Source organism: Moraxella sp. CTOTU47915 (genome assembly GCF_031986685.1).
GTDB classification, from domain to species: domain Bacteria; phylum Pseudomonadota; class Gammaproteobacteria; order Pseudomonadales; family Moraxellaceae; genus Faucicola; species Faucicola tetraodonis.
In genome coordinates, this window is sequence record NZ_DAMAAE010000015.1 from 20,106 (window position 1) to 39,291 (window position 19,186).

Sequence of the window (19,186 nt, forward strand, 5' to 3'; positions counted from 1 at the left end):
CCTACTCAAGCGATTTGAGTGGGGTTTTTTAACGCTTATCAATATTGGAAAACATGATGAAAATCAAACAATTACAGTTACGAAATTATGGCAGATTTGAGGATTTGACGATTGACTTTGCTCCGACTGAAGATAGAGCAAGTAATGTAACGGTAATTGTGGGAAATAATGGAGCGGGTAAATCGCAAATTTTGCAAGCGTTAGCAACTGGGTTAAGTTGGTTTCTTGATTTATTTAAAGGTAAAGAAAATAAATTTGGTAGTTCAATAGATATTTCTCAAATTAATAATAAATTTGATAAAGCGAGTATTGAAATATCTCTACTAAATAGATTTGAAAAGTCCTTGAATTGGTCTGTTACAACTGTAAAAGATAGATTACCAAATTGGACTAGCTCGAATTTACAAAATGGAAATAATCTTGATGAATTGTTTTCAAATTACTTTCGAGATTATGAATTAGGGCTTATTAGTAGTCTACCTTTGATTGTGTATTATAGTGATAGCAGAGATATTAACCACAAGCCTTTTAATTGGAATGAAAGTTTTACTACAAATATACTAACTGGCTATGAAAATGCTCTTAGTGCTGGACTATCTTATAATCAGTTTTTTCAATGGTTTCGTGATATTGAAGATATAGAGAATGAAACAATTTTACTTGGTTTCGACAAACAAACTAAAGAGGAAATGCCTTATTTAAGAAATATTCAATTACTACGATTAGAAGAACAAGATTTAGAAAATCAATTGGAATTCTCAGAAGGTCTTGATAGAGCAAAAATTTATACTCATTTAGGCGAAATTAAAGAACAAATATTTCATGCCGAACAGGAATTTGAGCGAATAACTAAAAATTTAGATGATTATAAAGCTACAATTAATTATCAAGGTAAGCCTTCCTTAAATGCTGTTCGCAAATCTATTGAATATTTTACAGAATTTAAAAACCCACGCATACGCCGTCAAGGCACACCGACTATGATAGTTGAAAAAGACGGCGAAGAATTAGACGTTAATCAACTCTCTCAGGGCGAAAAATCATTACTTGCCCTTGTTGGTGACATTGCTAGACGTTTAGCCATTCTCAACCCAAGCCTAGACGACCCACTTCAAGGCGAAGGCGTTGTCATGATTGACGAAGTTGATTTGCACCTGCACCCAAAATGGCAACACGACCTTATCGACAAACTTGTTCGCACCTTTCCCAAAGTCCAATTTATTCTAACCACACACTCACCGCATATCGTCAGTGACCGCCAAGATATTTTGGTTTACTCACTTGATAATGGACAACTGCAAACCATTGGCAATGTCTATGGGGAAGATGCCAATACCGTTTTAAACGATGTCTTTCACGTTCCCTATCGCACGCCAGAAATTGATAAAGCTTTTAATGGTATTCGCCGAGCGATTAGCCATAAAGAACTGGAAAGTGCGGAAAGCCAAATCAATAACATAGCGAAAAAGGTATCATCCAGTAATACCGAATTGCTAAAAGTGAGATTGATGCTTGCCCAAGCAAAACTTGCTCAAAATAAAGTGAGTTAAGCAATGCAATTCATTAGTAAAAAACTTTCTATGCCTGTTCAAGTTGAAGATTGGGTCAAAAATGAAAAACCTAACGGTTGGACTTTAGGGAAAGATTATAAAGATGGCTATGAAATACTACGGGAACAATTAAGACCTGAGCAGAAGAATTTATGTTGTTATTGTTGTCAAGCATTGGAAACTCAAGTAACTATTGAGCATGTAAAAAGTAGGAATTTATATCCCGCACTCACTTACGACTATAATAATCTGCTACTTTCTTGTAAAACACCCAAGCAATGCGACAATGCAAAAGGAAATCAAGAATTAGATTTAAACCCCTTGATGATTGAATGTGATATTGAAATTAAAATTAATCTTGCAGGCGAGCTTGAAAGTAAATCTACTAGAGCCGAACAGGCAATTACTATTCTTAATTTAAACAATCCAACGCTATGCAATAAACGCAAAGCTAAAATTGATATGATAAGCTTTACTTTTGACCCAAGCTCAGCGGATATTCCAATTAAAATTATGGACAGGGAAAACCTAGACACGATTTTACAAGCTTTTAGTGATACCGTAGAATATCAAGAATTCCAATATATTCTTAGAAAGTTAGCATAATAAATATTGAAAACCAGCTTAATTAGCTGGTTTCTCTATTTCAAAAAATTTAAGCATTTTCAATTAAAACAACACCCGCACCCGAATGGTTTCTGGGATATTTTTGAGTGCTTCAACCGCTTGCGCAGAATCGCCGCTACCCACATCCATCACCAAATAGCCCACATCTTCTTCAGTCATCAGACTTTGGGCAAAAATATTGATATTGGCATCGGCAAAGGATTTGTTAATCTGTGACAACACGCCAGGCACGTTTTGGTGAATATGTAGCAAACGATGCGTACCTTCTTTTTGCGGCATACTAACATTTGGGAAATTCACTGAGGTTGCAGTATCACCCATATCCGAGTAACGCACAAATTTTTCTGCCACTTCAAGACCGATATTGGCTTGGGCTTCTTGGGTTGAGCCGCCGATATGCGGTGTCAAAATCACATTGTCAAACGCGCGCAGTGGTGATTCAAACTCGTCATCCGCTGATTTTGGCTCTTTGGGGAACACGTCAATCGCCGCGCCCAAGATATGACCACTTTGCAGGGCTGCTGCTAGCGCATCGATATCCACACATTTGCCACGCGCCGCATTAATAAGATGCGCGCCTGGCTTCATGGCCGCCAATTCTGTAGCGGTAATCATGTTACGCGTGCTTGGCAAATCTGGCACATGCAAGGTGACCACATCGGCTTTACCAAGCAGTTCTTCTAGACTTCCCACTTGGGTGGCGTTGCCCAATGGCAATTTGGTGACCACATCATGATAGATGACTTTCATACCAAGGCTTTCAGCGAGTACCGATAACTGAGTACCAATAGAGCCATAACCTACGATACCCAAAGTTTTGCCGCGCACTTCATAGCTGTCTTTGGCAGATTTGTTCCAGCCGCCACGGTGTACCACTGCGTTTTTTTCAGGAATACCCCGCATCAGCATGATGATTTCGGCAAGGACAAGCTCCGCGACAGAGCGGGTGTTAGAATAAGGGGCATTAAAGACAGGGATACCCAGCTCACGGGCAGCTTCCAAGTCCACTTGGTTGGTGCCAATACAAAAACAGCCAATGGCGATGAGCTTTTCGGCTTTTTCTAAAATATCGCGGGTCAAATGGGTGCGAGACCGAATGCCGATAAAATGGGCGTCTTTGATTTTTTCGATAAGTTCTTCGGGGTCTAAGGCGGTTTTGATGTTCTCAACATTGTGATAGCCCGCCTCTGACAGCACTTTAAAGGCATTGTCATGCAAGCCTTCAAGCATCAAAAAGCGGATCTTGTCTTTTTCAAGTGATAGATTTTGTGCCATAACAACCCCTAGTCAGTATTTTTAGTCAATTATCCTATCACACTTGCTGAGTTTTTTGTGGTGAAATTCCAGCAAGATGGCATGATTTTTTTGTCTTATGGGTAAAAAATTCTTCATCAATCGCCAGTGTTTTTGTCAAAATTTATGCCGTTAGTTATGCTATGATAGAGCCTCAAAAACCTTTTCAATCTGTATAAACATATGGGTAAAAGCCACACCATGACTGCTAATCAGACCGCCATCAATACGCTCATTGAACAACTACGCCAGCAAGGATTTGACGAACACCAAATCAAAACCGACGCGGACAGTTTGGGCTTTTGGGGCAAAGATTGGACCAAGCATTTTGAGCCCAATGCCAGCGCCATTGTCTTCCCAAAATCCACCCAGCAAGTGCAAGCCATCGTCAAGCTATGTAATGAGCTTAACATCGTCATTACCCCAAGCGGTGGACGGACAGGGCTATCTGCAGGGGCGGTTGCCGCCAATGGCGAGGTAGTGATTAGCCTGGATAAAATGAACAAAGTGCTTGCCTTCTACCCTGCCGATCGCATGGTAGAAGTGGAAGCTGGTATTGTCACCAAAGCGCTGCAAGATTTTGCCCAGCAGCAAGGGTTATACTACCCGGTGGACTTTGCCTCAGCCGGTTCAAGCCAGCTTGGCGGCAATATTGGCACCAATGCCGGCGGTATCAAGGTCATCAAATACGGCATGACCCGCAACTGGATATTAGGTCTTACCGTGGTGACAGGTAAAGGAGATATTTTGCACCTCAATAAAGGCATGATAAAAAATGCCACCGGTTATGACTTGCGTCATTTGTTTATCGGGGCAGAAGGTACCTTAGGTATTGTCACCGAAGTGCAAGTCAAACTAGAGCGCCAGCCCAAGAACCTAACTGTCATGGTGCTTGGCGTGCCAGAGTTTGCCAATATCATGCAAATCCTGTCAGCCTTTCAAAGCAAAATGGATTTGACCGCGTTTGAATTTTTTGATGATGTCGCGGTTGACAAGTTACTTGCTACAGGGCATGTGCAAAAACCGTTTGAAACCGATGCGCCGTTTTATGCGCTACTCGAATTTGAAGCGCCCTACGAGCCGATTATGGACATGGCGATGCAGATTTTTGAAGACTGTATGAGCGAAGGCTGGGTGCTTGATGGGGTGATGAGCCAATCGATTCACCAAGCCCAAGAGCTATGGAAACTGCGCGAGTATATCTCTGAGACCATCTCGGTATTTACCCCATACAAAAATGACATCTCTGTGCTCATCAGCCGCGTGCCAGAGTTTATCGCCGATATCGATGCCATTGTTAGCCAAAACTATCCGGATTTTCAAGTGTGCTGGTTTGGGCATATCGGTGATGGTAATTTACACTTAAATATTTTAAAACCAGAAAACCTTAGCAAAGACGAATTTTTTGAAAAATGCCAAATGGTCAACAAGTATGTATTTGAAACGGTGCAAAAATACAACGGCTCTATCTCAGCGGAGCATGGCGTGGGCATGACCAAAAAGCCGTATTTGAATTATACCCGTCCTGACGAAGAAATTGATTATTTACGCGCCATCAAGCAAGTGTTTGACCCCAATGGGATTATGAATCGTGGTAAGATTTTCGACTAGATAACACTGTTACAAAAAAGGGATACAAAAAAAGGATACAAAAAAAGACCTTTAACTCAGGTCTTTTTTTTGCTACTCACAAGGTTAGATTTTATTCACATTCATCGTGTCTGGCATTTTAACAATCGGTTTGAGGAGTTCAATGGCATCGGCGACAGTATTACAAACGATTAATCGCTGTAAATCTTCTGGTTTCATAAAACCTTGCTCAGCGGTAAACTGTAGATGTTCAATCAATTTGTCATAAAAACCATTGATATTGAGAATAATCATCGGTTTTTCATGTTGATATAGCTGTCGCCAAGTGGCAATTTCCATGATTTCCTCAAGCGTGCCAAGCCCACCTGGCAAGGTGATAAAGGCACTGGCGTACTCTGCCATGATGGCTTTACGGGTATGCATGGTATCGGTCAAATGCAGACGCGTCAGCCCACCATGCGCCACTTCTCGATCCATCATAAACTCAGGAATCACGCCCACGGCAATGCCGTTTTTTTCAATTACACCATCGGCAACCGCGCCCATACAGCCAATCACCGCACCGCCATATACCAGACCTAATCCTGCTTCAACCAATGCCCTACCCAATTCATACGCCGATTGGACATAGACGGGGTCATTGCCTTTGCGAGAGCCGCAATACACAGCGACTAAGGGAACATCAATATCATGAAGTTTGACAATTTGTGCAATATCGCTCATTTCTTTACTAGTAATAATATCTACGGGTGTCATGCTTTTTCCTTTTAATGTGTTGTCATTATAGCTCAATCATCCTACAAATTCGTGAACGCATCCTAGGCGCAGCGTATCTCATTTTGGCTACATTTGGCGCATAGGCATTATAATTGGTGCAGTTGGCGAAAAATAAAGCAATGGCTGTTAAAAAGCCATCAATGAAAGGCTGAATAAAATAGCCTAGATAAGATAGATAGCCTCGATAAGAACAATAGGCTATCAAAAACCATCAAGTAGATATCCTAAGTATGATGGGCATCGGCAGCGATTCCATTGCCACTGGCATAGATATTGGCAAGAAAATATTGGGCTTGCTGTTCATATTCAGACGTTGGGGGCATACCGCATTCCGCGAAATTTAATAGGGTCAAAAGGTTTATATTGCGTCTGTTTATAGCGGCTGATACAACACGCCGACCAACAACACCGTGATATCCTTCGCTGCCGGGGCAATCTGTACCGTATCAAGTGCTATTGATTGAGCATCATACGTGGTTGCCAAGCTGTCGATTTGGCTTTGTAACTGCTGCCCGATGCTGTCTAACTCCTGCTGCAGCTGCTGACGAATCACATCAAGCTCTGCGACGGTTTGTTTGTTGGCATTGATATCGCCCACCGAGTTCATGGCACGTTTGACGTTATTGATATTGGTCTGTGACAACGCTTTACGCCCCATAAACGCGCCTAAGACCGCAGAGCCAATACTGACCCCTGCATCAAGCCAGCCTTTGCTCGATTCAGCGGCTTGTTGTTGGTATTTTTCATTGGCGGCTTGCAGTTTTTTGGCTAGCGCGTCTTGTTTTTTAGCAAAGCTATCTCGCAGCTGGGCAATGGCGATATCACGCTGTTCATGCAGCGGTACGATGAGCCGATTGCGGAAGGCGTCTTCGCTCTCTGCCACTTCGCTATACAGCTTTAAACTATCGACATACCACAGATTTAACACTTGCTGCTGACGGATGGCTTCTTTCACCGCTTTTTCCCAAGTTCTCCATGATGCCTTGTCGAGCGCTTGGGTAGGCAATTGTTTGAGCACAGCGGGTTGGTGCGGAGCCGATTGTAACTGCTCAAAGGTCAAATCACTTAAAATCGCTTGATGCCAATCTACCACCAACGGCGGCTCACCAAATGCGGTGGTTAATAATAGCTGCTGCTGACTTTGGGCGCCTGATTTTTTGTCATTAAAAAATACCCGCGCATAGGCAAAGGCAGTAGGCTCATAGAAGGTTTGACCATCGCCCGCCCCGTCTTTGGGTGCATAATACAAGCCCACATCTTTGGGCAAGGCCGGCGGCTGACTCATGGTGCTTGCTAATGGATTGATGGCAGGCGTGGTGGCTTGCGCTTGCGCTGGGTCGGTAGCAGCCGCTTGGCTATTGGCTTTGAGCTGTGCTATGGCTTGTTTGCTAAGCGGCCCTGATAGGTAGTTGAGCGTGAAGCGGGTGCTAAAAATCACAGGGCTAGCATCATGCACATTGTGCAGTAAAAATTGGCGTTTACCGAGTTTATCAAACCACGCATTGAGCGCCGCTTTGTCCAGTCCACTGCTGCCGCTGGCAGAGAGCAAGCCATCCATCACCCGTTCACGGTCTTGGGCAGTCTGCAACCGTCCGATAAACCAAGTACCCGCGTTGGATAATGCTTTGTAGTCCAAGTCCACTGGGTTTTGGGTCGATAACACAATCCCCAAACCAAATGCACGCGCTTGTTTTAGCAGGGTTAACAGCAATACTTTGGTCGGTGGATTGCCAATCGGCGGTAAATAGCCAAACACTTCATCCATGTACAAAATTGCCCGCAAGGTCGAGGTGCCTTGCTGACGGCGCATCCAGCCCAATAAATTGGTGAGTAACAAGGTGACAAAAAATAAACGCTCATCATCGGATAGATGGGCAATATTGAGCACACTGGTTTGCGCTTTGCCGTTTTTATCATAAAACAGTGCGCCAGCATCCAGCGGCATGCCTTTAAGCCAGCTGGCAAAACTCGGCGATGCCAAAAGCGTGTTGAGCTTCATCGCCAGTGCGCCACGGTCTTTATCCGCAAATACTTGTGACAGCGGCAGGATGCCGATTTTGTCAAACGCTGGCGTTTGGATTTGGGTAATCAAATCCACCAAGGTTAAAGTTTGGTTATTGTCCCAGGCGTTTTTAAGTAGCTGTGCCAAAAACACATGCTCTGGGGCAAGGTTATCCCCATCGACTTTTAATAACACCAACAGTGCCGACACTGTCGCATCGATATACTCAGCGTAGCTTTCGCCATCATTTTTGACACTATCGGGCGGCGGCACGAGATTGCCAAGTAGCGCAATGGGTAAGCCATTCTCGCTACCTGGTGTATAGACACTGACACGATTGGCGGCTTTGAGTGCTTGCACACGCTCCGGGGTTTGAAAACTGTTGCCAAGCCCTTGTTGCCAGTTTTCTGCGGTTTGCTTGGCAAACTCTGCCACACTCATACCCGCTTGACTTGCCATGCCGCTATCAATCCATGGCTCAAAGTCACTGGCTGCCAAATTTGGAAACGTCAATGCCAAATTGCCCAAGTCACCTTTGGGGTCAATCGCAATCACCGGAATATTATCCAGCGCAGCTTCTTCCAGTAAGCTAATCCCCAAACCCGTCTTACCCGAGCCCGTCATCCCGATAATCACCGCGTGGGTTGTTAAGTCAGCTGCATCATATAGGGTTGCTTGACCTTGTGTAGACTCTGGGTACACGTCTTGACCGAGATAAAATTGACCGATACTATCAGGAATATTATTGGTGAGCGTTGGCATGGGATTCCCTCAAAATTTTTATAAGTAATGATTTATCGTTAACATGACGACTGGTCTAATTGCCTAATTGTCTAACTGCGTAATTGTCTAACAAGCTGAGTGGCAGTATGTCGGTTTCATTATATGTAAAATTTTATCATTTCGCCTAGCAAAATTTGTCGATTCCTTTATCGAGCCTTCAATCAATTTTTTAGCACAGCAAAGATAATCCTTAATAATTCTTGATACCAAATTTTGAAGTTTACCCGCTTACTGTTGGGTATTAAAAGCTGCGCAATAAAAGCTGAGCAATAAAAAAAGCGATGGGTAACATCGCTTTTGGTAGGATTGCATCATCGCACTATGCTAATTAAGTTTAAAACTACTTTATAAAAATCATCTTGTCAGCGATTTCGTTGCCGCTTGGGTCATTGTCTAATTGGTAATATTGACGAAGCAATTGCCCCACATCGCCCAATAGCGCAACCAAGCTATCAATGTGTCGATTGGCTTTAATACCTTCGATAGCCTTGTCGCACATCGCTTGCCACATGGTTGGCATCACATGGCTATTGATGCCTCTATCGGCGACAATCTCCAGACACCGCTCACAGATATTAAGATACACCAATACCCCAGTATTATCCTGCGTATCCCAGACGCGATAATCCCCAAAAACTTCGATCGCTCTGTCTCGGCTGTTTTGTAGCCGTGCGGACGAAATGGGCAAATGATTCTCAATCACTAACACCACTTCGCCGCGATGCCCTTGCTCAGCTTCGGTAATTGCTTGATTTAGCTGTTGTTGGGCAGTAGGTGTTAACCAGCGATTATGCAAGCTAGGTATAAACGCAACTTGACGCCACCATCTAGCCCAACTTGGCACAGTGGAAGTCACTGTCGCCATCGGTGAGGTATAAGCAATGGTTTCTTCGTTGGCACCATTCGTTGCAGTTATTGGGTCATTTGTGCTCATGAAAATTCCATAAAAAATAATGAAGTATATAGTTGATGATAAGGGATAAAGTTAACACAATTTTTTAACTGATGTTTCAATAGCTAGCCGATTACTGACTACTGATTACCAATCGCCACCAGCGCCGCCGCCGCCAAAGCCACCACCGCCGCCACCAAATCCACCGCCGCCAAAACCGCCACCACCGAATCCACCGCCGCCAAAGCCGCCACCCGGTAGGAACACAACTCCACCGCCGCCTCGGCCCCCACGACCGCCACCACGAAATAGCAAAAATAAAAAGACAATAAATGCCACAAACATACTGCCCAGTAACCCTGCACCAAAGATTGTACCAAGCGTTACAATGCCACCTGCCGTAGCAATCGAACCAAAAAACCGCCCTAATATACTGGTCAAAATCATGCCAGCGACAAAGCCAAAAAAGCCTAGGAAAATAAGCGGTATACCGCTCTCTTGATTTGACTGGGCATTGCTATTGGTATTGACTCGATTGGCATCCGCTTGCTTTAAAATAGCAGGATCGGTCGTCAAGCGTTCTTCAATGCGATTAATCCCCGCTGTGATACCCCCGGCATAATCGCCTTGTTTAAATCTTGGGGTTATATCGTCGCTAATAATACGTTTAGCGACGGCATCAGGAATGGTACCTTCAAGACCATAGCCCGTTAAAATGTACATTTTACGGTCATTGACAGCAACAACCATCAACAGACCTTGATCGGTGTCTTTTTTGCCCAGTTTCCAGCGATCAGCAACTTTCATTGAATAGTCAAAAATATCCTCGCCATTGGTGGTTGGCACAATGACCACGGCTGCTTGCGCCAAGCCGCGGTCATTAAGACTACGCAGTTTGGTTTCAATCGCCTGTTTATCACTAGCCGATAGAATTTTTGCTTCATCAATGACAGGGTTATTGAGGATTAGTTTATCAGCGGCAACAGGGGCTTGGGTTGACTGTTTAGGCGTCTTAGTAGTCTGGGTATTGGCGGTAGCTGTTGCCTGATTGCTATTTGTCGAATTGCTGGTTGCTTGAGTATTGACACCTGGTATCGGCAGTGCATCATTGCCCAACGTCTCTTTAATTGCATCATTATTGAGTACAGCATCATTGAGCGCTTCATTGGTTTGTGCGGTTTTGGCAATCGCAACCATGTCCTCAACACTATGATCTTGTAGTGTGGGCTTAGCGGTAACGGTTGCGGAATTGGCTGTCGCTGTGGCAGTTTCTGCAACGGCAGCCATAGGCATCGCAAGCCCAATGCCCATCGTCAGTGCAGTAAACGTACTCACTACTAACCGCTTGGCTAAAAAACGTGATGACAATTTTTGCGGCTGTTTATGCGAGCGATGTAAATTGGGCTGTGTCTTTACAATATTCAATGACACCTGTGTTTCCTCAAAGTATGCAATTTTTTTATTATGATGTAGTCAATTCAACAACTATTTTAAAAATTAAAAAATCAGTCTGACAATTTATGCAAATCTTATCCAATGAGCCTGCCACCGACTGATGGCAGACTATTTAAAAAAATCTTCTTCACTGTTAACCTTTAACCATACAGTTAACAATTGTGAATTAGGGTTTCGCTGTCGCGGTAGCCGAATTATTTACAGGCTGACCACCGGCATTGGCAGTATTACCATTGTTTTGCACTGGCTGACCGCCCGCATTTGCGGTGTTGGTGGTGTTGGTATTGTTATTCCCAAAATCAACGGTTGGTGCGGTGGAGATTTGCGCCTCATTGGCCACGGTAAAGTTTGGGCGGGTATGCATACCAAACACTTTTGCGGTAATATTGGTTGGGAATTGACGTACGGTAGTGTTATAAGTTTGAACGTCTTGGATATAACGACCACGTGCCACGGTAATGCGGTTTTCGGTACCTTCAAGCTGTGCTTGCAATTCTTGGAATTGTTTATCCGCTTTTAGGTCGGGATAGCGCTCTGACACCGCCATTAGGCGCGATAACGCACCGCCCAATTGATCTTGCGCTTGTTGATAACGTTGGAAAGCCGCTGGGTCATTGAGTACATCGGCGCTCACATTGATAGTCGTCGCTTGTGAACGCGCTTGTGTGACTTGGGTTAAGGTCGCCTGTTCGTGCTGGGCATAACGCTCAACGACTTTGACCAAGTTTGGAATCAAGTCAGCACGGCGCTGGTATTGGTTGACTACTTCTGACCATGACGCGTTGATTTGCTCATCTTGCGCCTGCATAGCGTTATAACCACACCCTGTTAAATTGGCAGAACCCACCACCAACGCTGCGGCTAATAAGGTGTTTTTTACTGTAGTATTGAATGATTTCATAAGTTTTCCTCAAAAATAAATTAAATAAAGTGGTGTATAGGTTTTTGAGAAATTATGAAGCTATGTGTGGCTACTGTAAATTTACGTTTTGTATAGTGCTGTATGGTTTTGTATCAAACCGCAGCCCCATGAAACCACGCTTATAAACCCCGCTTGGCTTGGTTGAAAGATGCCCTATCAGAATGCCATAAAAAAAGACCAGCCAACGCTGATCTTTTTGATTACTTTCATTGTTTGCTAAAAAATTATTGTTGTACCGCTTCAACTTGGATATTGAGTTTGACGTCTTTAGCAAAACCCATTTTGACATAGGTATCCATGCCCCATTTGGTGCGGTCAATGGTAGTCTCAAAATCACCGCCACATACTTGCGCATTTTTCAGCATTGGGCTGTTGTAGCAATTAAATTTAGTGGCTTTTAAGCTAACTGGATTGGTTTTACCCAATAGCGTCAAGTTACCGTCAACTTTCGTTACTTTGCCATTTTTGAAATGGAATTTGGTGGATTTAAAGTTAGCGGTTGGATATTTTTCAGCATCGAAGAAATCACCACTTTTGAGATGTTTATCAAACGCTTCGCTACCCGTATTTAACGAATTAACTGGAATATCAACATTGATGCTGCCCATACGCTTGGCAGGGTTGTATTCCATGTCACCGGTTAAGCCGTAAAATCCGCCGGTATTGGTAGTCGTGCCAAAATGGTCAATGGCAAAACGTACATTGGCATGGTTTGGGTCTAGTTTGTAGCTGGTGCTGTTGCTTGGCTTAACTTTTTCTACTTTGGCGGTTTTAGGCGCTTTTGTGACCGCTGCAGGTTGAGCTGCGGCTTCACCAACTTTTTGAGTTTGACCGTTTTGCGAGATAACCAATTCTGCATTGGCAAATTGTGTGGCTAACAACGCTGTGATAGCGGCAGTGGCTAAAAGTTTACTATTCATGGGATTTTCCTCGATATATTATAAGAACTGTATGGGCTTACAAGGCATTGTTAATGAAACTTAACTTAGTCTATGTAGGATTAAGTTATTATAACATATACCTTTCTCTTGTTATCGTGTATTGTTTGTAAATTGTTGCTAGTTTTTGACCAAGCCAAGGCTTTTATCGTGATAGCTTTTATCACCCAGTCTTTATTGCCTTAGTCGGGTTAGCTTAGCTCATTAAAAAAGGACAGCTTTTGCCATCCTTTTTTAAAAAAATTATCTATGTTAACTTTTATCTTAACTCTTATCTTAAAAATGCCCGAGCATTTCTAAACATCCGCATCCACGCCCCGTCATTGTCCCACGCTTCAGGCTTCCAGCTGTGGTTATACGCCATCAAATTGCGCTCTGGGTGTGGCATCATCAAGGTCACACGCCCATCGGTGCTACAAATTCCTGTCACCCCTTGTGGTGAGCCATTTGGATTGAGCGGATAATGCTCGGTTGGTGTGCCGAGACTGTCCACATAACGCATCACAATTTGCCCATGTGCACTCATCCCTGCGATATCGGTATTGCTCAACGTAGCAAAGCCTTCGCCATGTGCCACCGCAATCGGTAGAATGCTCTCTTGCATGCCTTTTAACAGCACCGACTTGGTACGTTCAATTTTCACATTCACCGTGCGCGCTTCAAAGCGTGCCGATTTATTGGCGATAAAACGGGGGAAATTCTCTGCGCCAGGTATCAAGTCTTTAAGCTGGCTCATCATCTGACAGCCGTTACACACGCCAAGCGAGAAGGTTTCTGGTCGGGTAAAGAATCGCACAAATTGCATGCGTAGTTCATCATGGAACAGTACCGATTTTGCCCAGCCAGCACCAGCGCCAAGCACATCGCCATAACTAAAGCCGCCACAAGCCACCAGCCCATCAAAGTCACGCAAGTTGACACGCCCTTTGAGTAAGTCACTCATATGCACATCGACGGCTTCTAGTCCTGCGCGTTTAAAGCCTGCTGCCATTTCTAGCTGACCATTCACGCCTTGCTCACGCAAAATGGCGACTTTAGGCTGTGTGCTGCGGCTATTGATATACGGGGCTTCAATCGCTTGGTTGAGATCATAATTGGCTTGCGCAATTAAGCCTTGATGGGATTTATCACCAATCAAATCAAAGGCCTGTTGTACGCATTCGGGGTTGTCACGGTTTTTAGCGATATGGTAGCCCACTTTGCTCCATTCCTGCTCAAGCTCGCTACGCTCAAAACGTAAATTTTGCGTGGCTGTTTGGATGAGTAAACTGTCCTCATCGGTGCTTTGACCGACCAAGCTTAACAGCTCGCTGACGCCTGTGGTTTCGGCAAGCGCTAACAACTGAGCCACCTGATGGGTTTTAATTTGGATCACCGCACCGAGTTCCTCAGCAAACAATTGACCGAGTAAATTATCATCAGTTAACACCAATTTTACGCCTTGACGACTGGTGAATTGCATCTCAGCGATGGTGGCAAGCAAACCGCCATCACCAATGTCATGATATGCGGTGATTAAGCCTTGGTTGTTGGCTTGCTGGATAAAGTTAAAAAAGTTAATTAAATCTTGCGGATTATCCAAATCTGGGCAAGTATCACCCAGTTGGCTTAGGGTTTGGGCAAGGATTGAGCCACCCAAGCGGAACTGACCTTTTGATAAGTCTAAGCGATAAAAGGCGGTTTCGCCAAGCGCTGAGCTGTTTAGCAATTCTGGGGTTAAGGTTTTGGTGACATCTTGCACAGGGGCAAAGGCAGTGATAATGAGCGACATGGGTGACACCACAGACTTGTTTGCTTGCTCATCTGACCAATTCGCCCGCATTGACAAGCTGTCTTTACCCACAGGAATGGCAATACCAAGTGCCGGACAAAGCGCTTCGCCCACGGCATACACCGCATCAAACAAGGCTTGGTCTTCTTTGTCTTCACCACAGGCTGCCATCCAGTTCGCCGACAAGGTAATGTCTGATAGCTTGGCGATATTCGCCCCTGCGATATTGGTAATGGCTTCGGCAACGGCAAGGCGCGCAGATGCAGCAGGATTAATCAAAGCAACTGGGGTACGCTCGCCCATACTCATGGCCTCGCCTGTCATCGGTTTGCCATCGACAGGAATAAGGGCAGAAGCGGTAACCGCACAGTCTGCCACTGGCACTTGGTAACGTCCAACATATTGGTCACGTACTACCATACCCGTGATGGAACGATCGCCAATGCTAATTAAGAAAGATTTACTGGCAACTGTTGGATGACGCAGCACGTCTTTGACCGCTTCCGCCAAATCGACTTTATCAAGATTTAACGCTGTCAAATCTGGCGTGCTACGGCTAAAGCTACGCTGCATTTTTGGCGTGCCACCAAGTAGCACTTGTAGGGGCATATCGACAGGCTGTTGGTCGCCTTTGGTGTTCAGTAACGGGTCATTGACCACCAACTCACGCACGTCCGTCGCTTCACCTAAAATTGCATACGGGCAACGCTCACGCTCACAGATACTATCAAATAGCTCACGGCTTTGTGGACGGATTGCCAACACATAACGCTCTTGGGCTTCATTTGACCAAATCGCCATTGGCGACATACCATGCTCAAGCGACGGCACTTTACGCAAGTTTAACACCGCCCCAAGTTCGTGGTCATTCACAAGCTCGGGCATGGCATTTGATAAGCCACCTGCGCCCACGTCATGAATCGACACAATCGGATTGTTATCTTCATCTGGCTGGTTTCCTGCCATTGCCCAACAGCGGTCAATGACTTCTTGACAGCGGCGTTCCATCTCGGCATTGTCACGTTGCACGGACGCAAAATCCAAGCCTTCATCAAGCTCACCACTATCCACCGAACTTGCCGCGCCACCGCCCAAGCCGATTTGCATGGCAGGACCGCCTAACACAATCAGCAAATCGCCTTGCTGAATCGGATTTTTTTCCACCAAATTGCGTTTGATATTACCGTAACCACCGGCAATCATAATGGGTTTGTGATAGCCGCGCATTTGGCTGCCATCTTGGTCTTTTGAGGTATCCAATTGGAATGAGCGAAAGTAACCGACCAGATTTGGACGACCAAATTCATTAGAAAACGCTGCACTACCAAGCGGTGCTTGGGTCATGATTTCTAAGGCGGACGCCATACGCGCTGGCTTGCCGTAGTCAGCCGTGGAGACTTTTCCGCTGTGCTCCCATTTTTCTGGCATATCAGGCAGCTGCAAATGCGACACATGGAATCCTGCCAAGCCTGCTTTGGGTTTACCGCCACGACCTGTCGCGCCTTCGTCACGGATTTCACCGCCAGAGCCTGTCGCCGCGCCTGCATACGGTGCAATCGCCGTTGGGTGATTGTGAGTTTCGACCTTCATCAAGATATCAATCGGCTCTTGGTGAAAATCGTATGCTAAATGATTGTTGTCGCTGTTTAATAGCGGATAAAAACGCTGTCCTTCATGCCCTTTTACCACCGCGGCATTGTCTTTATAGGCGGATAAAATGTCGTTGGGATTTTGCTCGAAGGTATTTTTAATCATGCCAAACAAGGATTTTGTCTGTACTTCCCCATCAATCGTCCATTGCGCATTAAAAATCTTGTGGCGGCAATGCTCGGAGTTGGCTTGGGCAAACATCATAAGCTCAACATCGGTCGGATTGCGTTTGAGTTCATGAACGTAGGCATTCATCAAGTAGTCAATATCTTGGCTCGATAATGCAAAACCAAACTCACGGTTGGCAGATTCTAACGCTTCACGCCCTTTGCCCATCACATCGACATGGTTGAGCGGTGCTGGCTCGTGGTCATCGAATAAGTGATGAGCCTTTGCCAAGTCATAAAATAGGCTTTGGGTCATGCGGTCGTACAACATCATCTCGATATCATGCGGTAGCTTTTCAGGCAAATTTTCGCCTATGAGCGTATACACCACCAAGCGCTCGACACGGTCAATCGCTATCTCACAATTGTTAAAAATATCCGTCGCTTTACTTGCCCAAGGGCTAATCGTACCAAAACGTGGGCTGACGATGATTTGCAGCGCCTTTTTATTCTCATCCTGATTCTCATCCTGATTCTCATCTGGGCTTGCTTGATTGAGCGCGATTTCGTCACCGTGATTGAGCAAATCTACCGCTTTCTTATAATCGTGTTCTGCCAAATCCTTAGAAAAAATATAAACTTGCTGGCTTTTTAAGTGAGTGATTTTGAGATTGGTTTTTTGGCTAAGGGAATTTAGCAGTTTGGTGGTTTGAAAATCGGTTAAAAATGGGTGTCCAGCGATGATAGTCATAGAAAGTTCCGCTTGCTTCGGGAAAAGTTGGGAAAATAACAGAAAAATTTGCGGCTATTATAGCATTAAACCCACGGGCGTATCACTTGTCTTGATGGCGATAGACTGTCATTTCACCCGGTGTTTTTTATAAATTGCCTTTTAATTGCGTTACCTTGCGATAACATCGTTAACGGTTTTATACCATTTATTTGCAGCTTTTCGACAGACTTAAATAACAAAAGCCGATATTATCGTCCAAGTTAGTGACTTTAACCCAGTTTTAACGTAACTTTTTTATAAGTTAGCAATAAATTTTTTAGCATTAAATTTGAGACGTACAATAACCATATAATAACAAGGACATTCTCATGGCAGATCTCACCAAAGAGCAACATATTGAAAATATTAATAAAGTAATTAAAGGCGTCAAATATGCAATGATGACCACCATTACTGCAGACGAAAAACATTTACATGCTTGCCCTATGACCACCAATAAAAATGAATTAGAAAATGGTAAAATTTGGTTCATCGGCGATCGCAAATCAGAAACTATCAAAGACTTGGAAAAAAACCCACAAGTCAACTTATCTTATACCTCAAGCGACCAAAAAGACTTTGTATCTATCAATGGTACGGCTAAGCTGGTTAATGACAAAGCCAAACTAGATGAGCTTTGGAGCCCAATTTATGCGGCGTTCTATGAAAAAGGTAAAGAAGATCCTAACGTGCAAGTGATTTGCATTGAATGTAACGGTGCGCAGTATTGGTTAAGCGGTAACACGGTGGTGGATATGTTTAAAATGGTATCCGCGGCTGTCCAAGAAGGGAAAACGGCAGAAAACATGGGTGAAAACCATTCCGTGACGTTTTAATGCTTTGCGTTAAAAAATACAACCCCAGTTTTTAACTGAGGTTTTGTATGGTAAATTCTGAGCTAACAATTTTTTAGAATAATCCATTATTTTAACGTCATCAGCTTTTGTTAACGTTATCAGCTTTTTTTAAAGTCATCAATTAAGGCTGTTTTAGATAGGGCCATGCCGCTTTTAGATAAATAAACATTGACCATAACGTCAATACCACTGAAATAACCAATAGTAAATATCCCGTCATTTCAAGTGATTCCCAATTGAGTAGTAACACCGTAATCGCCACCATTTGAAAAGTGGTTTTCATCTTACCCACATATGACACGGCAACGCTGGTACGATTGCCCAGCTCTGCCATCCACTCACGCAGGGCTGAGACGGCAATCTCCCGTGAGATAATAACAATCGCTGAAATCGCCATGACAATATCAGGATGCCACTGCACCAAAATAATTAGCGCGGCAGCAACCATCAATTTATCCGCCACAGGGTCAAGAAACCGCCCAAATGCCGATGTCATATTGAGCTTGCGGGCAAAGTAGCCATCTAACCAATCGGTAATTGCCGCCAAAATAAATACAGCCGTCAATAAAAAGTGGCGTAGTAGGCTATCGCTAAACTGATACATACCTATATTGGCAATCGCGTTGTCACTAATGGCGCTCTGTCCAATCCCCATCGCAGGCGGCCAATAAGCAATCGCCACAAACAGTGGAATCATCACGATGCGCGCAATGGTCAAGTTGTTGGGCAAGTTAAAAATACTGCCCGAGGCAACAGGGGGATGGGCTGTCTCGTCAGTCACTGGCTTATCAGTCATGGGATTTTTCATTCATTCTTGTTGTAGGGCGCGGCGTAACGCTAATTTTAGTTGAAATAATTATAACGGTTCTCAAAGCAATGTCATTATTTTTTGCCAATAGTGCTTGTTTTTGTCATATTTTTCAACAATTAAGCCACTTTACCGTATTGATTTTATGGTATTTTTTACTAAATATGTCATTGTATAGAAAACACTTCAAAAGTAACAGGGTGTAATTAGCTAGTCAAAAATTTAGACCTTTATTGTTATCATAACGTCCGACAACAATAATAAGAATTATTTCACTATTAGCAAATTTTGCTATTGTTAGGTTTCTTGAAAGTTGATTATTTTGCACCCAATTTATTAGGTTGTGTTGAACATTTAATATACAAAAGGACATAATGAGGAAATTTTGATAA

13 protein-coding genes are annotated in these 19,186 nt (G+C 44.0%); 4 read left to right on the forward strand and 9 right to left on the reverse strand.

The features are described 5' to 3' along the window. Positions 1-56 precede the first annotated feature (56 nt). Together RTL34_RS10300 and RTL34_RS10305 are read left to right on the forward strand one after the other, a co-directional pair. Positions 57-1,550 (forward strand): AAA family ATPase, encoded by a 1,494-nt coding sequence (locus RTL34_RS10300; protein ID WP_312116704.1) that lies wholly within the window; start codon positions 57-59, stop codon positions 1,548-1,550. A 3-nt stretch (positions 1,551-1,553) separates the two neighbouring features. Beyond that, positions 1,554-2,156: a retron system putative HNH endonuclease gene (locus RTL34_RS10305; RefSeq protein WP_076775317.1), complete on the forward strand. Its 603-nt coding sequence runs from the start codon at positions 1,554-1,556 to the stop codon at positions 2,154-2,156. A gap of 63 nt (positions 2,157-2,219) precedes the next feature. Here RTL34_RS10305 and serA read toward each other — a convergent pair whose 3' ends face one another. Further along, on the reverse strand, positions 2,220-3,452 hold the full coding sequence (gene serA / locus RTL34_RS10310) for a phosphoglycerate dehydrogenase (RefSeq protein ID WP_007117350.1): 1,233 nt from the start codon (positions 3,450-3,452) through the stop codon (positions 2,220-2,222). Between the two features lie 219 nt (positions 3,453-3,671). Between serA and RTL34_RS10315 the strand changes: the two genes are divergently transcribed. Further along, positions 3,672-5,081, forward strand: a complete 1,410-nt coding sequence (locus RTL34_RS10315) for an FAD-binding oxidoreductase (RefSeq protein WP_312116707.1) — start codon at positions 3,672-3,674, stop codon at positions 5,079-5,081. An 84-nt stretch (positions 5,082-5,165) separates the two neighbouring features. On the opposite strand, the gene RTL34_RS10320 is transcribed toward RTL34_RS10315, so the two are convergent. From RTL34_RS10320 to purL, 7 genes are all read right to left on the reverse strand, one after another. Then, complete coding sequence (locus RTL34_RS10320) at positions 5,166-5,783, reverse strand: LOG family protein (protein WP_312116721.1); 618 nt, start codon at positions 5,781-5,783, stop codon at positions 5,166-5,168. 427 nt (positions 5,784-6,210) lie between these two features. Beyond that, positions 6,211-8,601, reverse strand: a complete 2,391-nt coding sequence (locus RTL34_RS10325; protein ID WP_312116709.1) for an ATP-binding protein — start codon at positions 8,599-8,601, stop codon at positions 6,211-6,213. Positions 8,602-8,962: 361 nt separating this feature from the next. Beyond that, entirely contained in the window at positions 8,963-9,487 is a 525-nt protein-coding gene (locus RTL34_RS10330; protein ID WP_312116723.1) for a TPM domain-containing protein, read from the reverse strand. Positions 9,488-9,661: 174 nt separating this feature from the next. After that, entirely contained in the window at positions 9,662-10,945 is a 1,284-nt protein-coding gene (locus tag RTL34_RS10335) for a TPM domain-containing protein (protein ID WP_312116711.1), read from the reverse strand. Positions 10,946-11,135: 190 nt separating this feature from the next. After that, on the reverse strand, positions 11,136-11,870 hold the full coding sequence (locus RTL34_RS10340) for a LemA family protein (RefSeq protein WP_219332004.1): 735 nt from the start codon (positions 11,868-11,870) through the stop codon (positions 11,136-11,138). 245 nt (positions 11,871-12,115) lie between these two features. Continuing rightward, a complete protein-coding gene (locus tag RTL34_RS10345; RefSeq protein WP_219332005.1) occupies positions 12,116-12,811 on the reverse strand; it encodes a YceI family protein in 696 nt (231 codons plus the stop codon). Positions 12,812-13,100: 289 nt separating this feature from the next. After that, complete coding sequence (gene purL, locus RTL34_RS10350; RefSeq protein WP_312116714.1) at positions 13,101-17,108, reverse strand: phosphoribosylformylglycinamidine synthase; 4,008 nt, start codon at positions 17,106-17,108, stop codon at positions 13,101-13,103. 350 nt (positions 17,109-17,458) lie between these two features. Between purL and RTL34_RS10355 the strand changes: the two genes are divergently transcribed. Further along, complete coding sequence (locus RTL34_RS10355) at positions 17,459-17,965, forward strand: pyridoxamine 5'-phosphate oxidase family protein (protein ID WP_219332007.1); 507 nt, start codon at positions 17,459-17,461, stop codon at positions 17,963-17,965. Positions 17,966-18,107: 142 nt separating this feature from the next. On the opposite strand, the gene pgsA is transcribed toward RTL34_RS10355, so the two are convergent. After that, positions 18,108-18,782: a CDP-diacylglycerol--glycerol-3-phosphate 3-phosphatidyltransferase gene (pgsA, locus tag RTL34_RS10360; protein WP_007117361.1), complete on the reverse strand. Its 675-nt coding sequence runs from the start codon at positions 18,780-18,782 to the stop codon at positions 18,108-18,110. Positions 18,783-19,186 lie beyond the last annotated feature (404 nt).